Source organism: Streptomyces sp. NBC_01525 (assembly GCF_045040405.1).
GTDB classification, from domain to species: domain Bacteria; phylum Actinomycetota; class Actinomycetes; order Streptomycetales; family Streptomycetaceae; genus Streptomyces; species Streptomyces benahoarensis.
Window position 1 is genome coordinate 2368632 of the sequence record NZ_CP109397.1, and the last position, 19333, is coordinate 2387964.

A 19333-nucleotide genomic window follows, 5' to 3' on the forward strand; every position below is an offset into this window, starting at 1 on the left:
AGGAAGCGGCATCGCCGGAAAGATGGCACGGAGAGGGCACGGAGAGGTCCGCCATGACGTCGCCAGCTGCGCATTCAGCGTCGTCCCGCACCGTCCCCGCCCGTCCGAACACCGCCTTCCGGCAGCTGCGCGGCAAGCTGTCACCGGGCGAGTTCGCGGCGGCGGTCCGACGGTCCGCCCGTGAAATCGGCGAGCAGGTCTCGTGCGACGCCCGCTATGTGGGCCGCGTCGAGTCCGGGGAGATCCGCTGCCCGAACTACGCCTACGAGCGCGTGTTCCGGCACATGTTCCCGGGGCTGTCGCTGTCCGACATGGGCTTCGTGCCGCGCGAGGCGGTACGCGGACGGGGGGCGCGTACGGCGGTGGTCAGCGCCCCGCCCCTGGCACCCGAACCCGACCACCGCGATACCTGTATCCAGAGCTGCGAGGAGAGCGACGTGCTGCGTCGCGCGTTCATCACCGGCGGCCCGGCGGCCGCCCTGGGCATCGCCGCCCCACCCGCCTTCACCGTCCCCGCGCCCCGGCCGTCGTCCGGCGGCCGTCCCGGCGCCGCCGAGGCCGACGCCGTCGAGGACGCGGTCCGGCGGATCCGGTTGCTCGACGACCGGCACGGCGCGGACGACATCTACCACCGCGCGATGGCCCCGCTGCACTCCGCGTACGCTCTGCTGGACGCGGGCGCGGAGCGGCGCTCGGTCGCCGACCGGCTGCACTGCGGCGCCGGTGAACTGGCCCTGTCCGTCGGCTGGCTGGCGCACGACTCGGGCCGCTTCGGGGACGCCCGCTCGCACTACGCCGAGGCGCTGGCCACCGCCCGGGTCTGCGGCGACGCGGCGCTGGAGGCGCACGCGTTCTGCAACACCGCCTTCCTCGCCCGGGACGCCGGGCGCCCGCGCGAGGCGGTCCGCGCCGCGCAGGCCGCCCAGCGGGCCGCGCGGCGCCTCGCCTCGCCCCGGCTCCAGTCGCTGCTGGCGCTGCGGGAGGCGGGCGGTCTGGCGCTGCTCGCCGACCGCTCCGGCTGCGAGCGCGCGCTCGCCCGGGCCCGGCGGTCCTTCGGGAGCGGGCCCACCGACCACGACCCCGAGTGGATGAGCTTCTACGGCGAGGCCGAGCTGGAGGGCCTGGAGGCGCAGTGCTGGGCGGCGCTGGGCGACGGGGGGCGCGCGGTGGAGCACGCGCGCCGTGCGGTGGCGCTCCAGAAACCGCACTTCACCCGGAACATCGCGCTGTTCACGACGGAGTTGGCGGGCGATCTGGCGGCCGACGGCGCCCCCGAGGAAGCGGGCGTCACCGGGAGCCGGGCGCTGCGGCTGCTCGGGCAGGTGAAGTCGTCCCGGATCCGCGCGATGCTCGACTCCACCGCCCGCGCGCTGCGGCCGCACCGCTCCGTCAAGGAGGTCGCCGCCTTCCTGGAGCGGCACGCGGCGCTCCCGGCACCCCGCCGGGGCTGACCCCCGGGGGCGCGGCGGCCCTGACGCCCCGTAGCGCCGTCAGCCCAGGTGGCCGGTGTCGTTCCAGCGCTCGATGGCGGGCTCGCCGTAGGCCCAGCCGAGGACCGACAGGGACGTCGGATCGAGGCGGATGCGGGCGGCGAACGAGACGTCCAGGCCGAGCCAGCGGGCGCCCAGGGAGCGCAGGATGTGGCCGTGCGCGAAGACCAGCACATCGCGGTCGGCCGCGCGCGCCCAGTCGATGACGCGGTCGGCCCGCGCGGCGACCCCGGCGAGCGTCTCACCCTCGGGGACGCCGTCGCGCCAGAGGAGCCAGCCGGGCCGCCGCTCCTTGATCTGTGCGGGCGTCAGCCCCTCGTACGCGCCGTAGTCGACCTCCATGAGGGCGTCCCACTCCTCGGCGCGGTCGCCGAACCCGGCGAGTTCGCAGGTCTCCTTGGCGCGCCGCAGCGGGCTGGTGCGCACCTCGACGCCGGGCAGGCCGTCCCAGGGCGCGCGGTGCAGCCGCTCGCCCAGGAGTTTCGCGCCCGTGCGCCCCTCTTCCAGGAGCGGGATGTCCGTACGGCCGGTGTGCCTGCCGGAGAGGGACCACTCGGTCTGTCCGTGCCGGGCCAGGAGAATGCGCGCTGCCATGAGGGCCGTACCTCTCGCCGATGTCTCGGCTGTTCGTCGCAGGTGGTGCAGGTGACACCGCGGGCGCACCGCGGCGTCATCGCCGTACGGGCGGGCGCGAGCGCGGCGCCGGGCCCGCGCGCCCCGCGGAATTCCATCATCGCGTACCGGGTCGTCCGGGGCCGGGCCACCCCCAGGGCCTGTGCGGAGCACCGAGCCATACAGCGTATGGTGGACGGTCGCCGGAGACGCCGGCGGGGCGGTGCGGTGGCCACCGCACCCGTACGAAGCACGACGAAGAAGGTGCGCGATGGTGAGCGCAGCGCCCCGCACGGCGGCCCGGCCCGGCCGCCCCCGGTGGTGGACCGAACTCCCGCTCCTGACAGCGGTGTACGCCGCGTACTCCGCGGGCCGCCTGCTGGCCCGGGGCGACGTGACCGCCGCCACCGGGCACGGCACCGCCCTCCTCCGGGTGGAGCGGATCCTGCACCTCACCCCGGAACCGGCACTCAACCGGCTGTTCACCGGGGTCCCGGTGGTCGGCGTCCCCGCGGCGTACGCGTATGCGGCGCTGCACTACGTCGTCACCCCGGCGGTCCTGGTCTGGCTGTGGCGTCGGCGGCCCGCGCACTACCGGGTGGCGCGCAGCCGTCTGCTGACCGCCACCCTGATAGGGCTGATCGGTTTCACCCTCTTCCCGACCGCGCCGCCGCGCCTGCTCGACGCCGGGCAGGGCTTCGTGGACGGCATGGCCCACTACGCCGGATACGGCTGGTGGGGCGCCGAGGCGAGCGCACCCCGCGGCCTGGGCGGGCTGACGAACCAGTACGCGGCGATGCCGAGCCTCCATGTGGGCTGGGCGCTGTGGTGCGGCGCGGCCGTGTGGCGGCTGGCCTCCTCCCGAATGGCGCGGGCGCTCGCCGTGGCGTACCCGCCGGCCATCGCCCTGGTGGTGATGGGCACCGCCAACCACTACCTCCTGGACGTGCTGGCGGGCGTGGCCGTCATGGGCCTGGGCGCCTGGCTCACCGGCCCGCTGCTCCGGCTCGTCGACACCCTCCGCGCCCGGGGCACGGACCCCGGCGCCGCACCGGAACCGGACGGTCCCGCCCGCGGGACTCCCGGGGCGGCGTGGCGGCGCCGGACCCGGCGGGGCCGCGCGGCCGCCGCTCGTCGCGCGAGGGCCGGGGGCGTTGTCGGTGCCGGATGCGAGACTTCGCCAGGTGAACGTTTTCCGCGACAGCCGACCCGCGGCGGCCGCTGCCCCGAGCGCACGGCCGACGCCGCCCCCGAGCCTGCGGCAGCGCCTCACTGAGCTGCGCGGGCCGGGCATACGCCCCCGCGCGCTGGACGCCCGGGCGCTCGCCGCGCTGGCCGCCAACCCGGGCTGCCGGCGCCGCGCGCTGCTGGACGGCGCGGGCGTCGACAAGGGCGCCCTGGCCCAGGCGCTCGGCTCCCCCGCGGGCCACGGCCAGTCCCGGTTCGCCCTCGCCCGGGGCAACAGCTTCGAGGCCCGCGTCAAGGCGGACGGCGGCGCCGAGCTGCTGCGGCTGCTGCACGCCCGGCTGCCGTCCGGCACCCCCGCGCCCGAGGAGGGCGAGGTCGCCGCGCCGGACCTGGCGGCGGCCGGTCCCGAGGGCCGGGCCGCCCGCACGGCGCTGGCGCTGCGGGAGGCCACGGCCGCCGGTGGCTGGACGCTGCTGGACCACCCGCTGCTCGCCGTCGAAGTCGCCGGTTCGCCCGCCTATGTGGAGCCGGACGCGGTGGTGGTCCGCCCGGACGGCGTCTGGACGGTCGTGGAGATCAAGTCCTTCCCGATGATCGACGGCGCGGCGGACGCCGCCAAGGTGGGCGCGGCGGCCCGGCAGGCGGCGGTCTACGTCCACGGCCTGGAGGGCGTCGCCGCGCAGGTCACCGCCCATGGGGAGCGCCCGGCCCGGGTCGGCGACCGGGTGCTGCTGGTGTGCCCGCAGGACTTCTCCAACCTCCCCACGGCCGCCGCCGTCGACATCCGTAAGCAGCTCGCCACCACCCGGCGGCAGCTGGCCCGCCTCACCCGGGTCGACGAGATCGCCGCCGCCCTGCCCCCGGACACCACCTTCGACCTGCACCTCGCCGACGACGGCCGGACGGCGACCCGCCCGGCGGACGAACTGGCCGCCGCCGTCGAGACGGTCGACGCGGCGTACGCCCCGGAGTGCCTGGCCGCCTGTGAGCTGGCGTTCCACTGCCGCGGCCGCTCCCGCGAGCGGGGCGCGGTGGAGACCCTGGGCCGCGGCGTACGCGGCGATCTGGGGTCGCTGCGCACCATCGACGAGGTGCTGGCGGCGGCAGCGGAGCGGACGGCGGACGCCGCCGCTCCCCCGGCGGACGCCCCGGGGCGCGGCGCCGGACCGGAACACCCGGCCGCTCCGGAGCACGCCCCGGAGGCCCCGGACGCCGCCCCCGACGGCACCGACCCCGCCCTCGCCGCGCTGCGCCGCGCCGCCCCATGTGCCGCTGCTGGGCCGCTGGTTGACCCATCTCGGCGAGCGCGCCCGGGTGCCGGGTTCCTGCCTGTTGCTGTCCATGACGGAGCTGCTGACCCGCCATTGGGCGACGGGCCAGAGCGCCTTGGAGGACCAGCATCTGGGCGCCCTGCTCGCCTGGATCGACCCGCCCGAGGGCCTGTCGGGCCGGGCCGCCGCCGAGCGTGCGGAGTCGGCGCGCGGCGAGGACGGCATGCTGCACTGCCCGCCCGCCGGTCCCGCCACCGACCCGGCGTTCGACAACGCCCTGCTGGCGCCCGCGATGGCCCGGTACGACGCGGACGTACCCGGCGCCGCGGAGGAGCTACGCGAGCTGATCGGCGGCCAGCTGCGACCCACCTGGGACGCGGTCTGGCGCGGGTACGACCTGCTGCGCGCGCTGCCGCCCGGCGCCCACGTCGTCGACCGCTGGAAACGCGACCGCTGGTCGTACACCGCCCACCGCGACCGGGTGCGCGCGGGCGAGCCGCCGCAGCCCAAGCGGGACGACGCGGTCACCGCCGCCCGCAAGCTCGCCTCCCGGGAGACGGCGCAGGCCCAGCTGGACGCCCAGGAGGCGCTGGACGACCCGCTGGTGATGGCGGGGCGGCGGCTGGCCGGGGAGGCGTTCGCCGGGGAGGCCACCGCCGTCGAGGAGTCGTTCTCCAAGGGCCCGCGCCCGATGCCGCGGCCCCTGGTGACGCTGCGCACCGCCGACACCCCGCTGCTCACCGACGGCGCCCGGCTGCACCGCCCGCTGCCCGACGGCAAGGCGCAGAGCGCCGTGTTCGTGGCGTACGAGGACGGGGCGGCGGGCAGCCTGACGGTGCGGCTCACCGGCGGCATGGGGCGCGGCAAGGTGCCCGCGCCCGGTTCGGTGCCCGAGCCCGGTGAGACGGTGTGCTGGACGCTGTTCGAGCACGCCCCGCGCGGCGGCCCGCAGCTGCCGGAGCCCGAGGACACCCCGTGGACGCACGGCGGCCCGCCCGCCGCCGGACCCGAGGGTGACGCCCCCGACCCGATGACACCGGAGGACTTCCTGTGACCGGCGCCCCGTGGACGACGCGACGGACCCCCGGGCCGGGCGGCGCGGAGCCGTTCGACCCGGGCGCGGCGGCCGCCGCCGCGACGGACGCGATCCTCCACGACACCCTGCACAGCACCCGTCCCGGCGTGGTCGTCGACTCCCCGCCGGGCGCGGGCAAGTCCACCCTCGTGGTCCGCGCGGCCCGGGAACTCGCCGCGGCCGGGCACCCGTTGATGATCGTCGCGCAGACCAACGCCCAGGTGGACGACCTGGTGCTGCGCCTCGCCGAGAAGGATCCGCAGCTGCCGGTCGGGCGGCTGCACGGCAGCGAGGCGGGCACCGTCGACCCGGCGCTCGCCGCGCTGCCCGAGGTCCGTACCTCCGCGAAGATCGCCGACCTCGCCGGGATGGACATCGTCGTCTCCACCGCCGCGAAGTGGGCCCACACCAAGGTCGAGGAGGGCTGGCGGCACGCGATCGTCGATGAGGCGTACCAGATGCGCTCCGATGCGCTGCTGGCCGTCGCCGGGCTCTTCGAGCGGGCGCTGTTCGTCGGCGACCCGGGACAGCTGGACCCGTTCAGCGTGGTCGGCGCCGAGCAGTGGGCGGGTCTTGCGTACGACCCGTCGTCGAGCGCCGTCGCCACCCTCCTGGCGCACAATCCCGACCTGCCGCAGCACCGCCTGCCGGTCTCCTGGCGGCTGCCCGCGTCGGCGGCGCCGCTGGTGTCCGACGCGTTCTACCCGTTCGCCCGCTTCCGCAGCGGCACCGGCCCCGGCGACCGGAGCCTGGCGTTCGGGGTGCCGGGCGACGGCTCGGGCGTCGACCGCGTCCTCGATGAGGCCGCCGTGTCCGGCTGGGGCCTGCTGGAGCTGCCCGCCCGGCACACCCCGCGGACGGACCCGGAGGCGGTACGGGCGGTGGCCCTGGTGGTGCGGCGGCTGCTGGACCGCGGCGCGGCCGCCACCAGCGAACGCGGTCCGGATCCGGAGCCGGTGACGGCTGCCCGGGTCGCGGTCGGCACCGCGCACCGCGATCAGGCCGCCGCGGTGCGCGCGGCCCTGTCCGAGCTGGGGGTGAGCGGCGTCGTGGTGGACACCGCCAACCGCCTCCAGGGCCGCGAGTACGACGTCACGGTGGTGCTCCACCCGCTCTCCGGACGCCCCGACGCCACCGCCTTCCACCTGGAGACGGGCCGCCTGTGCGTGCTCGCCTCCCGCCACCGCCACGCCTGCATCGTGGTCTGCCGGGCGGGCGTGGCCGAGCTGCTGGACGAACACCCGTCGACGGAGCCGGTGCAGCTCGGCGTCACGGTGAAGTTCCCGGACAGTTGGGAGGCCCACCACGCCGTACTGGCCCGGCTCGCGGAGCACCGGGTGGGGTGGCGGGGGTGAACCGGACGGCCGCAGGTGCTCTGACCTGCGCGGAAGGCTTCGAGATCGACCGGAGCTGTGGACCATGAAGGACGCGGCCGACTGCTCCCAGTGCCACGCCGGGTGCACGGACAGCCCCGACAGCGGGAAGCGGTAACACTGCACCGACATGGGCAACTCCCCTCGGGGACGGGGGGAGTTGACCTCATGAGGAGAGATTCAGCAGCCCGAGGGGGCCACCTTCCCGGCCTCACCTTCCACACGGCAGAGGTGACCGACCACCTGACCCATAAAAGACTGTCGCCTGGCGGCGTACCGGCCCGGCTCGCGGAGCACCGGTGGGGTGGCGGGCGCGACGACGCCACGCGCGCCGGGCGGGACCTCGTACGCAAGGGGCCTGCCCCCTTGCGCGACGCGGGACAATGGAATGCGGCACTCGACCCTGGAGGTACGTTCATGTCCGAGCCGCGACCGGCTCCCGACCCGCGCGGCGCGGCGCCCCGGCGCATGCGGCCCGCGCCGCTGCTCTTCGAACCGCCCGAGGCCACGGCGGACCCGGAGCACTTCTTCGGCCTGGAGTCGATAGCGGACCCGCGCGAGCTGCTGGGCCGCTCCACGGAGCTGGCGCTCGCCTTCCGCGCCGCCGCCGACCGGGCGACGGAGTTCCAGGCGCTGGCCGCCGCGCAGCTAGCCGACCCCAAGCGCTTCGACCGCCTGACGCCGGCGGCGCTCGCCGAGCGCGCGGAGTGGACGGAGGAATACGCCCGCAAGATGGTCGAGTTCGGCCGGAGCCTGATGCGCGACGGCGCCGCCCGCCCCGACGGCGGGGACTGACCGGCACGGCCGCGGGCCGGGCCCACCGGGGAGGACCGGTGCCGGGCCCGGCACCGACGCGGCACCGGTGAGAGCTGCGAGGGCCGGTCGACCGCACTCGTACGGGCCACCCGTACGCCCCCGGGAGCGCCCCGGAAGCCCGTCCCGCGGGGCCTGCCCATGAGCCCAGGGCATATGCGCGAGGGGAAGATACTCCCTACCGACCCGTAGTGTCCCGGTTTCGGAAATCCGCCGCGGGGCGCCCCGTCCGTCGGTAGACCTGTCCCCATGAGCGACTGGCAGTCCGACATCTCCCCCGCCCCGGCGTCCCCGGGTTTCCCCACCTCCTCGTACGTCACCCTCGCCGGCGCCGACTGGCTGGCCTCCGCCAGCGCGCGTCCGGGGGCCGTGCGCTCCCTGTGGGCGCAGCGGCCCACCGCGCCGAGCGTGCTGCCGTGCGGCACCGCCTTCGACGTGATCAACGCGCCCGCGCTCTTCGGCCGCCGGATGGTCGACCGGCTCTGGTCGGACGGCCCCGGCTCCGGCCCCGTCGCCGCCCACCAGGGCCGGATCCTGCTCTTCGCCGCGCCCGGGACCGCGCAGCGGCTGCCCGCGCTGCTGGAGTGGGAGGAGTGGGCGGCCGCCGTCCCGCCGCTGCTGTGCCACGGCAGCGGGGACGCGGTGACCGTCCCGCCGCTGCACCCGTGCGCCGGCCCGGCGGACCGCTCCGCGCCGCCCGCCACCCGGTGGCTGGTCGCCCCCGACGTCCGCTCCCCCTGGCTGCCGGGGCCGGACGTCCTGCTGTGGGCCTGTGTGCGCGCCGCCCGCGCGGACACCGGCGCCGGATACGCCATGGGCCCGGAGCACCCGGTCCGCACCGCCTCCGGCCGGGCCCCGGAGTACGCCGCCACCGCGCTGACCTCCCGCTGAGCGCCCGGCCACCGGGTATCCGATTTTTGCCCTCCCCCTTCCGGGTGCTAAGGTCTTCCACGTCAGCAGGCGCCGCTAGCTCAGTTGGTTAGAGCAGCTGACTCTTAATCAGCGGGTCCGGGGTTCGAGTCCCTGGCGGCGCACAGACAGACAAGGCCCTCACTTCGGTGGGGGCCTTCGTCGTATGCCCGTGGGGCGGGTCAGGCGCGGGTGATCCGGACCGTCCAGTCACCCGAGGGCGCGCGCCCCTCGACCTCCACCCGAACGCCGTCGGCGGCGTCGCGCAGGCTCTCGCCCACGCCGAGCGGGGCGTCGGCGAGCGGCGGGTGGACGGAGGTGCCGCTGCAGGCGGAGGTGCCCGGGTGGCCGTCGAGGACCTGGACGGGGCCGGAGCCGGAGGCGGTGGCGGAGCGGACGCGGTAGACGAGGACGCCCTCGCGGCAGACCGTCCGGTCGTTGCCGCTGGCGTCGCGTGCCTCGACGGCGAGGGCGGTGTCCCGTCCGGTGCGGACGACCAGGAGCCGGGAGCGGCGCTCGTCGCCGGGCTCCATGGGGGCGGACAGCGGGCGCAGGGTGTGCCAGCCGGTGCCGGTGAGTCCGGCGCAGTCGACCTGGTTGTCGGTGAGCCAGCCGAGCTTCCACCGGTGCCAGCCGAACGGGTCGGGCGCCAGGCCGAACTGGCTGCCCATGAGGTCCCAGTCGCCGACGTAGGTGTCCCAGTCGCCCTTGCCGCCCTCGGGGCGGTGGTAGAGGTCCGGCAGGTCGAAGACGTGGCTGGTCTCGTGGGCGAGGACGTTGCGGTCCGGCGGGTTCTGCTCGAAGACGGTGACGAAGCGCCGCAGGTCGGTGTGGTCGGCGCGCATCGGCTGGTCGAGGTTGACGACCTTGGTGGCGTCCGAGTCGACGCCGGGGGCGTCCGGGTCGGCGACGAAGTAGACGATGTCGTAGCGGCTGTAGTCGATGGTGGGGTCGGCGGCGGCGACCGCGTCGCGGAGGTAGGACGCCCGGCTGTCGGCCGCCCAGTCGCGCCGTATCCCGTAGTCGGTGGAGCGGTGCGGCATCCGTACCCACTTCTGGTGGAGGTGCGGGCGGAGCCGGAACTTGCCGTACGAGGCGTGGTCGAAGAAACGGGAGGTGGCCGGGAAGTAGTTCCGGGCGAGTTCGCCCGCTCCGACGACGGGGGTGGAGTCGGGGAACGAGAGGAAGATCATCACCGCGTCGAGCGTGCCGCGCGGGCGGGGGTAGGCGGCGTTCCAGGTGTCCAGCCCCTCGGAGTGATGGGCGTCGGTGCGGCCGAGGGCGCACGAGAGGGTGGCTTCCGAGGCGGTGGCGGGACCGGCGACGATCGAGGTCGCTATGAGTGCGGTCAGTGAGGTGGCGACTGCCACGACGCGCCGCAGCCTCCGGGGTTCGGCCCTGTCGGGCGTCTGGGGGCGCACCACATCGACCTCCGGGGACGGGATTCGGACACCCCACCCACCCTGTGATGATTTAACGCTATTCGTCCTGTTTCCGCGGCCAGAAGAGTGAGCGGCGCCCCACCGCTGCTCCGTCACGGAACGTCACACGTGGCCATCGCAGCAATTCCGGCGAACCCCGATGAACACAGCTGGGCAGAAATGGCTGAACTTCCGTCACCCGTGCCGATGATCACGGCGATGTCGCTGGCTCGCCCGCCGCGGCAGCCTCTATGATCGCCACACTTTCCAGCGCGGATTCCCCCCTCCGTCACGAGACCAGCGCCATGCGGGAGCGAGCAGTGAGCGGACACCCCGACAGGCCGGGCCGCACGCCCGGAGTGACGCTTCCCTCCGTGACGGAGCGTAAGGGTACGACCAACGAATCCGGTGTACGGGCCGAACGGCAGGGCACGGCGGGCCGCCTCCCGGCGCTCGCCCACGAGAGCCCGGCCACGGCGTTCGGCGACTACCGCGCCGCGTTCCACTCCGCGCGGCTGCCGATGGCCCTGCTGGACGGCGACGGCTTGATCATCGCGGCCAACCCCGCCTTCGGCGAACTGCTCGGCACCGACCCCGGGCGGCTCACCTCGGCCGCCGCCGCGGACCTCGCCGACCTCGGCTCCGACCCCCGGCTGTGGACCGCCTACCGGGAGGTGCTGTGCGGCCGCAGCGACCGGCTGCGCTGCACCCGCCGCCTCAAGCACCCGGCGGGCCAGACCCTCTGGGTGGAGGTCGGCGTCGAGCCGCTGCCGGACGGCGAACGGTTCCTGCTGACCGTCGCCGACAGCAGCGACCGTCACGACCTGCTCGCCCGGGTGCGGCATCTGCAGATGCACGACCCGGTGACCCGGCTGCCCAACCGCGCGCTCTTCTTCGAGCGGCTGTCATCGGCGCTGGAGGCCGCGTCGTTCGAGCCGTCGGGGACCGGCCGCATCGGCCTGTGCTACCTCGACCTCGACGGTTTCAAGGCCGTCAACGACACGCTCGGGCACCGCGTCGGCGACCGGCTGCTGAGCGCGGTGGCACAGCGTCTGAGCCGCTGCGCGGAGCGCACCGGCGGGCGGGGCGGCGACGCCTCCCGCGGCCATCTGGTGGCCCGGCTCGGCGGTGACGAGTTCGCGCTGCTGGTGGAGAACTCCGCGGGCACCGATCAGGTGGCGGAGCTGGCGCAGTGCGCGCTGGACGCCCTTCAGCAGCCGTTCGACCTGGCCGGGCAGCGGCTGTCGGTGTCGGCCAGCATCGGCGTGGTGGAGCGGACCGCTGCGGGGACGACGGCCACGGGCCTGATGCAGGCGGCGGACACCACGCTGTACTGGGCCAAGGAGGACGGCAAGGCGCGCTGGACGCTCTTCGACCCCGAGCGCAACGCGCACCGGATGACCCGCCAGGCGCTGTCCAGCACGCTCCGTCCGGCCGTGGACCGCGGCGAGTTCACGCTGGAGTACCAGCCGCTCGTCGGGCTGGGCGACGGGCGGGCCGAGGGCGTGGAGGCGCTGGTCCGCTGGCGTCATCCGCAGTTCGGCACGCTGGCGCCGAATCGGTTCATCGCCCTGGCCGAGGAGAACGGCTCGATCGTCGAACTGGGCCGCTGGGTGCTGGAGACCGCCTGCCGTCAGGCCCGCGCCTGGCAGTTGGAGCGGCCCGCCGCGCGGCCGCTGTTCGTCAGCGTCAATGTGGCCGTGCGTCAGGTGTGGGACTCCGACCTCGTCGCGGATGTGGCCGGGATCCTCGCGGCGACGGAGCTGCCACCGGAGCTGTTGCAGCTGGAGCTGACCGAGTCGGCGGTGATGGGGTCGGCCGGGCGGCCGCTCCAGGCGCTTCAGGCACTGAGTGACATGGGCGTACGGATCGCCATCGACGATTTCGGCACCGGCTACTCCAACCTCGCCTACCTCAGCCGGCTGCCGGTGTCCGTCCTGAAGCTCGACGGCACGTTCGTCAGCGGTTTTCGGTCACAGGAGCATCCGAATCCGGCCGATGAAACGATCGTGGAGGCGCTGGTGTCGCTGGCGCACCGGCTCGGGCTGACGGTCACCGCGGAGTGTGTGGAGAGCGCCGAGCAGGCGGCGCGGCTGCGGCGGATCGGCTGTGACACCGGCCAGGGCTGGCTCTACGCCCGGCCGCTGCCCCCGGAGCGGATCACCGCCCTGCTCGACGCGGACGGCCGCACCGACGACTTCTGACCGTGCCCCGCGTCCCGCGCCGGGTGGACGCGGGGACGCGGGCGAGGCCGGGTGGCGGCCGGTCCGTGCGGCGGACGGCCCTTACGACAGGCGGCCCGGCCGGTGCGGCAGGCGGCCCCTGCGGCGCGCGCCTCGTGCGGCGACGGCCCCGGCTCAGTCGCGCGGCAGCCCGTACGCGTCGGCTATCAGCTCGTAGGAGCGCAGCCGGGTGGCGCCGCCGTGGGCGTTGGCGGTGAGCATCAGTTCGTCGGCGCCGGTGCGCTTGGCCAGGTCGTCGAGGCCCTGACGGACGGCGTCGGGGGTGCCGTGGACGATGTTGGCGAGCCAGTTGTCGACGAACTCCCGCTCGTGGGCGTGGTACGGGTACGCCGCGGCCTCCTCGGGGCTCGGCACCAGGCCGGGGGTGCCGGTGCGGAGGCGGAGCATGGAGAGTGCGCCGGTCATCACCTGGCGGCGGGCCTCCCGTTCGTCCTCGGCGGCGAGCGCGGCGACGCCGATCAGGGCGTACGGCTCGGCGAGCACCTCGGAGGGGCGGAAGGACGCGCGGTAGAGGTCGAGGGCGGGCACGGTGTTGGCGGCCGAGAAGTGGTGGGCGAAGGCGAACGGCAGGCCCAGGGACCCGGCCAGCCGGGCGCTGAAGCCGGAGGAGCCGAGGAGCCACAGCGGCGGGCGGTGCGGGGACTGCACCCCGCCGGGCGAGGTCGCCTGAACGGGCCCGGGGACCGCGTGGATACGGGCGTACGGGTGGCCGTCGGGGAACGTGCCGTCCAGGAAGCGGGTCAATTCGGCGAGCAGCTGCGGAAATTCTTCCCCGCGGTCTCGGCTTCGCTCGACCAGGGGAGACCCCATTGCTCCCTCATGGAGCCGCTCGGTGCGGCGCAGGGCCGCGGCGGTGGCGCCGTCGGTGCCCGGGGCGCGGCCAAGACCGAGGTCGACGCGGCCGGGGGCCATCGCCTCCAGGGTGCCGAACTGTTCGGCGATGACCAGCGGCGCGTGGTTGGGCAGCATCACGCCGCCGGAGCCGAGGCGGATGCGGTCGGTGTGCGCGGCGAGATGGGCGAGGAGGACCGCCGGGGAGGACGACGCGACGCCGGGCATGGAGTGGTGTTCGGCGACCCAGTAGCGGTGGAAGCCGCGGCGCTCGGCGATGCGGGCCAGGTCGACGGCGGTGCGGACGGCGTCCGTCGCGGAGCTTCCCGCGCCGACCGTCACGAGGTCGAGCACGGACAGGGGGACGGGCGCGTCGCCCCGGGCGGTACCGCGGATCTCGTCGCGCTGCTGCTGGTCGTTGTCGCCGCTCACGGGCGGGTCCTCCTCGCTTCGCCGGTCTGCTGCCAGGACAACCGGAGATGTTCTCCGGTTGTTCCCGGATCCGGTTCACCCGTTCCCGTGAATCCGCCCCCGGATGACGTGGCGGTGCCCCCGGCCCAAGGGCGGGGGCACCGGCACCGGGAGCGGTCGTTCCCTCACCCCTCCCTGTGGGCGGCGGCGGTGAAGAGCGTGCCCAGGGCGGGGTGCACGACGGTGCGGCCCACCAGGCGCAGGCCCTCCCAGACCGTCACCTGATTGGCGGTGAGGACCGGCTTGCCCAGCTCGGTTTCGAGGTCCGCCAGATACGCCGCGGTGTGCAGGGCGGTGTCCGGCAGCAGGACCGCTTCGGCGGCGGGGTGGTCGCCCGCCCGGGCCATGGCCAGCACCTCGTCGCGGCCCCAGGTGCCGACCTCGGCGGCGGTGATGATGCCACTGCCACAGGCGGCGACGACCTCGGTGCCGGACGCCTTCAGGAAGGCCCGGAACAGCTCCGCGACATCGGTGGGGTAGGTCGCGGCGACCGCGACGCGGCGCAGGCCGAGCGCCCGGACCGCGCCCGTGAACGCGAAGGACGTGCTGGACGCCGGGAGCCCGGCGGTGACGGACAGCTCCCGGGCCTGCTCCTGGGCGCCCTCCCAGCCGAAGACGAAGCTGGCGCTCGTACAGGCCCATACGACGGCCTCGGCGCCCAGGGCGCGCAGTTCGCCGACGCCGGCGGCGAGCCGTGCCGCCGACCCCATCTCCAGCAGCGCGTCCACCCGGTGGGCGTCCTCGCCGATATCGGTGTGGACCAGGGGCAGGGCGATGCCCTCGCCCAAGAGGGCGGCGAGGCGCGGGTAGTCGTCCTCGGCGGAGTGGCCGGGGTAGAGGAAGCCGACCGTGGTCATGCGGTTCTCCCTTGGGTGGGGGCTCGGGTCGGGGGACGGGGCGCCGCGACGGGGCGCGCGGGCGGGTCCGGACGGCGCGCGGGCCGTGGTCCGCGCGCCCGGGGGCTGCTCCGGGGTCAGTGGCGGGTGCCTCCCCGTCGGGTCCGTGCTTTTCGCGTGCGGCCCTCCGGGGGGTCGGCGCTCGGCGACGGTTCCCCGGGCGGGGCCGTGCGGGCGGTCTCGGGCGGGGCGGCGGGGTCCGGTTCCGGCGGGGTGTCCGGCCGGGTGCCGGGCACCTCCGGGGCGGGCGGGGCGGGGGTCATCCCGGCGGGACCGGCGCGGGCCACCGGGTCCAGCAGCGCCTGGTACGGCCCGACCGCCCGGACGCCGATCGCCCGCAGCGCGGCCCACAGCGTGACCTGGTTGGCCGAGACCACCGGCATCCGCAGCTCCGCCTCCAGCTGCGGGATGGCGTCGTACGTCGGCAGGTTCGTACAGCTGATGAAGAGCGCGTCGGTGCCGTCGGCCACGGCGGTGCGGGCCATCGCGACAACATCGCGGTAGGGAACCTGCCAGATGTGCCGGGTCAGGCCGAGATAGGCGCGCCCGGTGACCGTGATGCCCGCCTCGCCGAGAAACGCCTCCAGGGAGTCGGTGACCGACCGCGTGTACGGCGTGACCACGGCGATGTGCCAGGCGTCCAGCTCCCGCAGCGCCTCGATGAGCGCGCCCGAGGTGGTGAGGGAGAGAACCGCCCCCGCCTGGACCATCGCGGCCGTCATCGCCCGCTCGCCCGCGAGCCCGCCGACGAAGCTTCCGGACGTACAGGCGTAGGCGATGGCCTGCGGGGAGACCGCGCTCAGCGCCTCGACGGCGGCGCGCAGCGTTTCGTGTTCGCTGACCATACGGGCCAGGTCGAGGCTCACCTCGACGGGTACGAACGGGGTACGGGTGAGGTGGAGGGACACATCGTCCGGTACCCAGCGCCACAGCTCGCGATCGAGGGCGAAGTCGAACGGTGCGACGACGCCCAGGCCGAGCTGGGGCTGAGGGCCACCGAGAAAGGAGACGTCCATGTAAGCCCCTAGGAGATACGAAGGGCAGTGGCCAAACGGTGGCCAGAGGGGGATGGAGCAGCCGGTACGAGCCGGGACGTCGGAACAGTGCCGTTGTTGACACGGTAGATACGACTTCTTAGCGTGGTCAATCCTCACATCTCCGACATTTGTCGGCCTCTTGTTGTCCGTCACCTCCCCGGCCCTCTCCCGTTGCTCACCGGTCCGTCGCCGCCGTCCCGCCGTCCCGCCCTCGCCGCCGTAGCCTTCCCGTGGGGCTGCTCCCCCGCCTCCTCCGCCCTCGCCCGGTACACGTCTCAGAACGGTTCTGGCCCATGTCCGAAAGCACCGTCCTCGTCCTGGGTTCCGACCCGCCGCCGAAGCTGGACCGGCTCGCCGGCCGGGCCCGGGTGGTGCACGCCGACGCGGCCACGCTCGCCGACCGGCTGCCCACCGCCGATGTGCTGCTGGCCTGGGACTTCACCTCCGACGCGATCCGCGACGCATGGCCGGCCCGGGGGCCGCGGCCCGGGTGGGTGCACACCGCGAGCGCCGGGGTGGACCGGCTGCTGTGCCCGGCGCTGGTCGCCGACGACACGCTGGTGACCAACGCGCGCGGCGTCTTCGAGCAGCCGATCGCGGAGTACGTCGCCGGGCTCGTCCTGGCCATGGCCAAGGATTTCCACGGGAGTTGGGAGTGGCAGCGGCAGCGGCGCTGGCGGCACCGCGACACCCGGCGGCTCGCCGGGACACACGCCGTGGTGGTCGGCTCGGGCCCCATCGGACGGGCCGTCGGCACCACCCTCAAGGCACTGGGTGTCACCGTCGATCTGGTGGGCCGCCGGGAGCGCACCGGCGATGCGCAGTTCGGCACGGTGCGGGCGTCCGAGGCGCTGCGCCCGCTGCTGGGCGGCGCCGACTGGGTCGTCTGCGCGGCGCCGCTGACCGATGCGACGCGCGGCCTGTTCGGCCCGGAGACGTTCGCCGCGATGCGTCCCGGGGCCCACTTCGTCAACGTCGGCCGGGGACCGCTCGTCGACGAGGACGCGCTCGTCGAGGCGCTGCGCTCCGGGCATCTCGCGGCCGCCGCGCTCGACGTCTTCCAGCAGGAGCCGCTGCCGTCCGGCAGTCCGCTGTGGGACGCGCCGGGCCTGATCGTCTCGCCGCACATGAGCGGCGACACGCTGGGCTGGCGGGATGCGCTGGCCGAGCAGTTCGCGGACAACTTCGACCGCTGGGCGGCCGGTGAACCACTGCACAACGTCGTCGACAAGCGGCTCGGCTACGTCCCGGTGCGCTGATCCGGGCCCGTCCGCTCCCCCGGCGCCCGGCCCCGCCGGACCGCCCGTCTCCATCCGCCCCCGCCCCGCCCCGGGGCGGCAGCCCGACCGGAGGACGCCCCATGACAGCACCGAACCGGCTCGCCACGCTCTCGGCCCAGCAGCTCACCGACGGGTACGCCGCCGGTGCGTTCTCGCCCGTGGAGGCGGTCACCGCCGCGCTGGAACGGGCCGGGGCCGCGCAGGAGCGGACCAACGCGTTCACCCTGATCGACGCCGAGGGGGCGATCGCCGGGGCCCGCGCGTCCGAGGAGCGCTGGCGCGCCGGGCGCCCGGCCGGGCCCGTCGACGGGGTGCCGGTGACCGTCAAGGACCTGCTGCTCACCCGTGGCAGCCCGACCCTGCGGGGTTCGTTGACGCTCTCCCCCGACGGCGCGGCGTGGGACGAGGACGCGCCGTCGGTGGCCCGGCTGCGGGAGGCGGGCGCGGTCTTCCTCGGCAAGACCGCCACCCCGGAGTTCGGCTGGAAGGCCGTCACCGACAGCCCGCGCAACGGCGTGACGGGCAATCCGTACGACCCCGGGCACACCTCCGGCGGCTCCAGCGGCGGCAGCGCGGCGGCGCTCGCGCTGGGCGCCGGGCCACTGAGCCTGGGCACCGACGGCGGCGGGTCGGTCCGGATCCCCGCGTCGTTCTGCGGGGTCTTCGCGCTGAAGGGGACGTACGGGCGGGTCCCGCTGTATCCGGCGAGCCCGTTCGGGACGCTCTCGCACGTCGGGCCGATGACGCGGGACGTGGCGGACGCGGCGCTGATGATGGACGTGATCAGCGCGCCCGATCCGCGCGACTGGTCGCATCTGGGCCCCGTCACCGGCTCGTTCCAGGCGGCCCTGGCGGAGCCGGTGGCCGGGCTGCGGGTGGCGTACAGCCCGGCGCTCGGCTGGGATGTGCCGGTCGCGCCGGACGTGGCGGCGGCGGTGCGCTCGGCGGTGGAGAAGCTGGCGTCGCTGGGCGCGCACGTCGAGGAGGCCGATCCGCCGATCGCGGACCCGGTGGAGGCGTTCCATGTGCTGTGGTTCAGCGGGGCGGCGCGGGTGGTGGAGCATCTGGACGCGGCCGGGCGGGAGCTGCTGGATCCGGGGCTCGCGGAGATCTGCGCCCTCGGCGCCCGGTACGGCGCGCTGGACTATCTGGCCGCCGTCGACACCCGGATGGCACTCGGCACGGCGATGGGCCGCTTCCACACCACGTACGACCTGCTGGTGACGCCGACGCTGCCGGGCACGGCGTTCGCGGCGGGCGTCGAGGTGCCGCCCGGCTCCGGGTTCGACCGCTGGACGGGCTGGACGCCGTTCACCTACCCGTTCAACATGACGCAGCAGCCCGCCGCAACGGTCCCCTGCGGGCTGGACCGCGACGGACTGCCGATCGGCGTGCAGCTGATCGCGGCCCGCCACGCGGACGCCCTGGTCCTGCGCGCGGCGCATGCGCTGTACGAGGCGGGGGTGGCGGGGGTGACGACGGCTTGGGGATGAGGGGGCGGGGCCGTCGGGCGAGGTGGGCGGCGGGCGGGCTTGAGCGGCGCGGCCCGGGACGCGACCCCGGGCGGCGCGCGGCCCCGGCCCAGGCGGCGCGCGGGCCAGGCCCGGGGCGCGCGGACCGCACCCGCACGCCCCCATGCCGTCCCGCCTCTAGGCCCGGCGGAAGCTGAGGCTCTCGCCCACGGCGCCGGCCCGCCACAGGTCCTGGCAGGCGTCGGCCATCCGGTCCAGGCCCTCGACGACGGTGCCCCAGACGATGCCGGGGACCCAGCCCGCATCGCCGTTGATGAGCAGGTTGTTGCGTTCGTAGAAGAGCGCGAGGTCGACGACGGTGGACCGGCCGTGGGCCTCGGACCCGGCGGCGTAGCCGTAGGAGGAGGTGCCCAACTCGGTGCCGCTGAAGGTGAAGTAGCACAGGTCACCGGGGATCGGGGTGATCGTGGGGTTCTCCAGCGGGGGCTCCTGCGCGGCGAACGGCGCGATGAGGGTGTAGATCTCGTTGCGCGCGTACTTGGCGTGGTAGACGTCGCCGCCCAAGGGCAGCGCGTCCCAGACGGCGGCGCAGGTGAGCGGCGCGCGGTCGTCGAGCAGCCGGGCGGTGCAGTGGACGCCGCGCTTGTCCAGCGAGACGTCGAGGAAACGGTCGGCCATGGGGCCTCCTTCGGTCCGTGGGATGCCGGGGCGTGCGCTGCCGGGCGGCGCGCCCCGGGGCGGTCCGCGACGCCGCGCCGCGGACCGGGCGGGCTCCGCGGGACCCGCCCGGTGCCTGCCTATCCGCCGGACCGCCCGGAATCCGGGAGGGCGGCGCCGGGCGAATCGGTGAATTCCGCGCGGCCCGCGGGAATGACGGGCTGCCGGCGGCGGCGACGTACCCAGCCACACCGCCGCACAGGGCAGCCAATCGCCCGGACAGTTCCCGATGCG

Annotated in this window: 14 protein-coding genes, 1 tRNA gene and 2 pseudogenes; 11 read left to right on the forward strand and 6 right to left on the reverse strand. The window is 75.4% G+C overall.

All coding sequences use genetic code 11. The features are described from left to right. Nucleotides 1-53 precede the first annotated feature (53 nt). The gene (locus OG422_RS10455) at nucleotides 54-1451 is read left to right on the forward strand and encodes a tetratricopeptide repeat protein (RefSeq protein ID WP_405742191.1); all 1398 of its coding nucleotides are present in this window, start codon (nucleotides 54-56) and stop codon (nucleotides 1449-1451) included. Nucleotides 1452-1490: 39 nt separating this feature from the next. Here OG422_RS10455 and OG422_RS10460 read toward each other — a convergent pair whose 3' ends face one another. Continuing rightward, entirely contained in the window at nucleotides 1491-2084 is a 594-nt protein-coding gene (locus OG422_RS10460; protein ID WP_143941717.1) for a histidine phosphatase family protein, read from the reverse strand. Between the two features lie 289 nt (nucleotides 2085-2373). On the opposite strand from OG422_RS10460, the gene OG422_RS10465 reads away from it, so the two are divergent. The 7 genes and pseudogenes from OG422_RS10465 (at nucleotide 2374) to OG422_RS10495 (ending at nucleotide 8856) form a co-directional block, all read left to right on the forward strand. Next, nucleotides 2374-3378, forward strand: a complete 1005-nt coding sequence (locus OG422_RS10465) for a phosphatase PAP2 family protein (protein ID WP_405742193.1) — start codon at nucleotides 2374-2376, stop codon at nucleotides 3376-3378. Beyond that, nucleotides 3287-4453: pseudogene (locus OG422_RS10470) on the forward strand (hypothetical protein); the annotation flags it as partial. The gene OG422_RS10465 and the pseudogene OG422_RS10470, both read left to right, overlap by 92 nt. A 4-nt stretch (nucleotides 4454-4457) precedes the next feature. Then, nucleotides 4458-5615 (forward strand): annotated as a pseudogene (locus tag OG422_RS10475) (hypothetical protein); the annotation flags it as partial. Then, the gene (locus OG422_RS10480) at nucleotides 5612-6991 is read left to right on the forward strand and encodes an AAA domain-containing protein (protein ID WP_405742195.1); all 1380 of its coding nucleotides are present in this window, start codon (nucleotides 5612-5614) and stop codon (nucleotides 6989-6991) included. The pseudogene OG422_RS10475 and the gene OG422_RS10480, both read left to right, overlap by 4 nt. 435 nt (nucleotides 6992-7426) lie before the next feature. Further along, the gene (locus OG422_RS10485; RefSeq protein WP_405742197.1) at nucleotides 7427-7804 is read left to right on the forward strand and encodes a hypothetical protein; all 378 of its coding nucleotides are present in this window, start codon (nucleotides 7427-7429) and stop codon (nucleotides 7802-7804) included. Between the two features lie 267 nt (nucleotides 7805-8071). Next, nucleotides 8072-8713: a bifunctional DNA primase/polymerase gene (locus OG422_RS10490; RefSeq protein WP_405742199.1), complete on the forward strand. Its 642-nt coding sequence runs from the start codon at nucleotides 8072-8074 to the stop codon at nucleotides 8711-8713. 69 nt (nucleotides 8714-8782) lie between these two features. Then, nucleotides 8783-8856: transfer RNA gene (locus OG422_RS10495), tRNA-Lys, on the forward strand. A gap of 57 nt (nucleotides 8857-8913) precedes the next feature. On the opposite strand, the gene OG422_RS10500 is transcribed toward OG422_RS10495, so the two are convergent. Further along, nucleotides 8914-10155 (reverse strand): M6 family metalloprotease domain-containing protein, encoded by a 1242-nt coding sequence (locus OG422_RS10500; RefSeq protein ID WP_143941723.1) that lies wholly within the window; start codon nucleotides 10153-10155, stop codon nucleotides 8914-8916. 302 nt (nucleotides 10156-10457) lie between these two features. Here OG422_RS10500 and OG422_RS10505 point away from each other — a divergent pair, with 302 nt between their 5' ends. Beyond that, nucleotides 10458-12356, forward strand: a complete 1899-nt coding sequence (locus OG422_RS10505; protein ID WP_405742201.1) for a putative bifunctional diguanylate cyclase/phosphodiesterase — start codon at nucleotides 10458-10460, stop codon at nucleotides 12354-12356. Between the two features lie 153 nt (nucleotides 12357-12509). Here OG422_RS10505 and OG422_RS10510 read toward each other — a convergent pair whose 3' ends face one another. The 3 genes from OG422_RS10510 to OG422_RS10520 form a co-directional block, all read right to left on the reverse strand. Beyond that, on the reverse strand, nucleotides 12510-13658 hold the full coding sequence (locus OG422_RS10510) for an LLM class flavin-dependent oxidoreductase (RefSeq protein WP_405742203.1): 1149 nt from the start codon (nucleotides 13656-13658) through the stop codon (nucleotides 12510-12512). 164 nt (nucleotides 13659-13822) lie between these two features. Further along, nucleotides 13823-14554, reverse strand: coding sequence for a decarboxylase (locus OG422_RS10515; RefSeq protein ID WP_405742205.1), 732 nt, complete (start codon nucleotides 14552-14554; stop codon nucleotides 13823-13825). A gap of 116 nt (nucleotides 14555-14670) precedes the next feature. Then, nucleotides 14671-15609, reverse strand: coding sequence for a decarboxylase (locus OG422_RS10520; protein ID WP_405742209.1), 939 nt, complete (start codon nucleotides 15607-15609; stop codon nucleotides 14671-14673). 314 nt (nucleotides 15610-15923) lie between these two features. Here OG422_RS10520 and OG422_RS10525 point away from each other — a divergent pair, with 314 nt between their 5' ends. Both OG422_RS10525 and OG422_RS10530 read left to right on the forward strand, forming a co-directional pair. Beyond that, nucleotides 15924-16889, forward strand: a complete 966-nt coding sequence (locus tag OG422_RS10525) for a D-2-hydroxyacid dehydrogenase (RefSeq protein ID WP_143944585.1) — start codon at nucleotides 15924-15926, stop codon at nucleotides 16887-16889. A gap of 101 nt (nucleotides 16890-16990) precedes the next feature. Continuing rightward, nucleotides 16991-18403, forward strand: coding sequence for an amidase (locus OG422_RS10530; RefSeq protein ID WP_405742211.1), 1413 nt, complete (start codon nucleotides 16991-16993; stop codon nucleotides 18401-18403). A 156-nt stretch (nucleotides 18404-18559) separates the two neighbouring features. On the opposite strand, the gene OG422_RS10535 is transcribed toward OG422_RS10530, so the two are convergent. After that, complete coding sequence (locus tag OG422_RS10535) at nucleotides 18560-19060, reverse strand: DUF3830 family protein (protein ID WP_143943389.1); 501 nt, start codon at nucleotides 19058-19060, stop codon at nucleotides 18560-18562. Nucleotides 19061-19333: the final 273 nt, after the last annotated feature.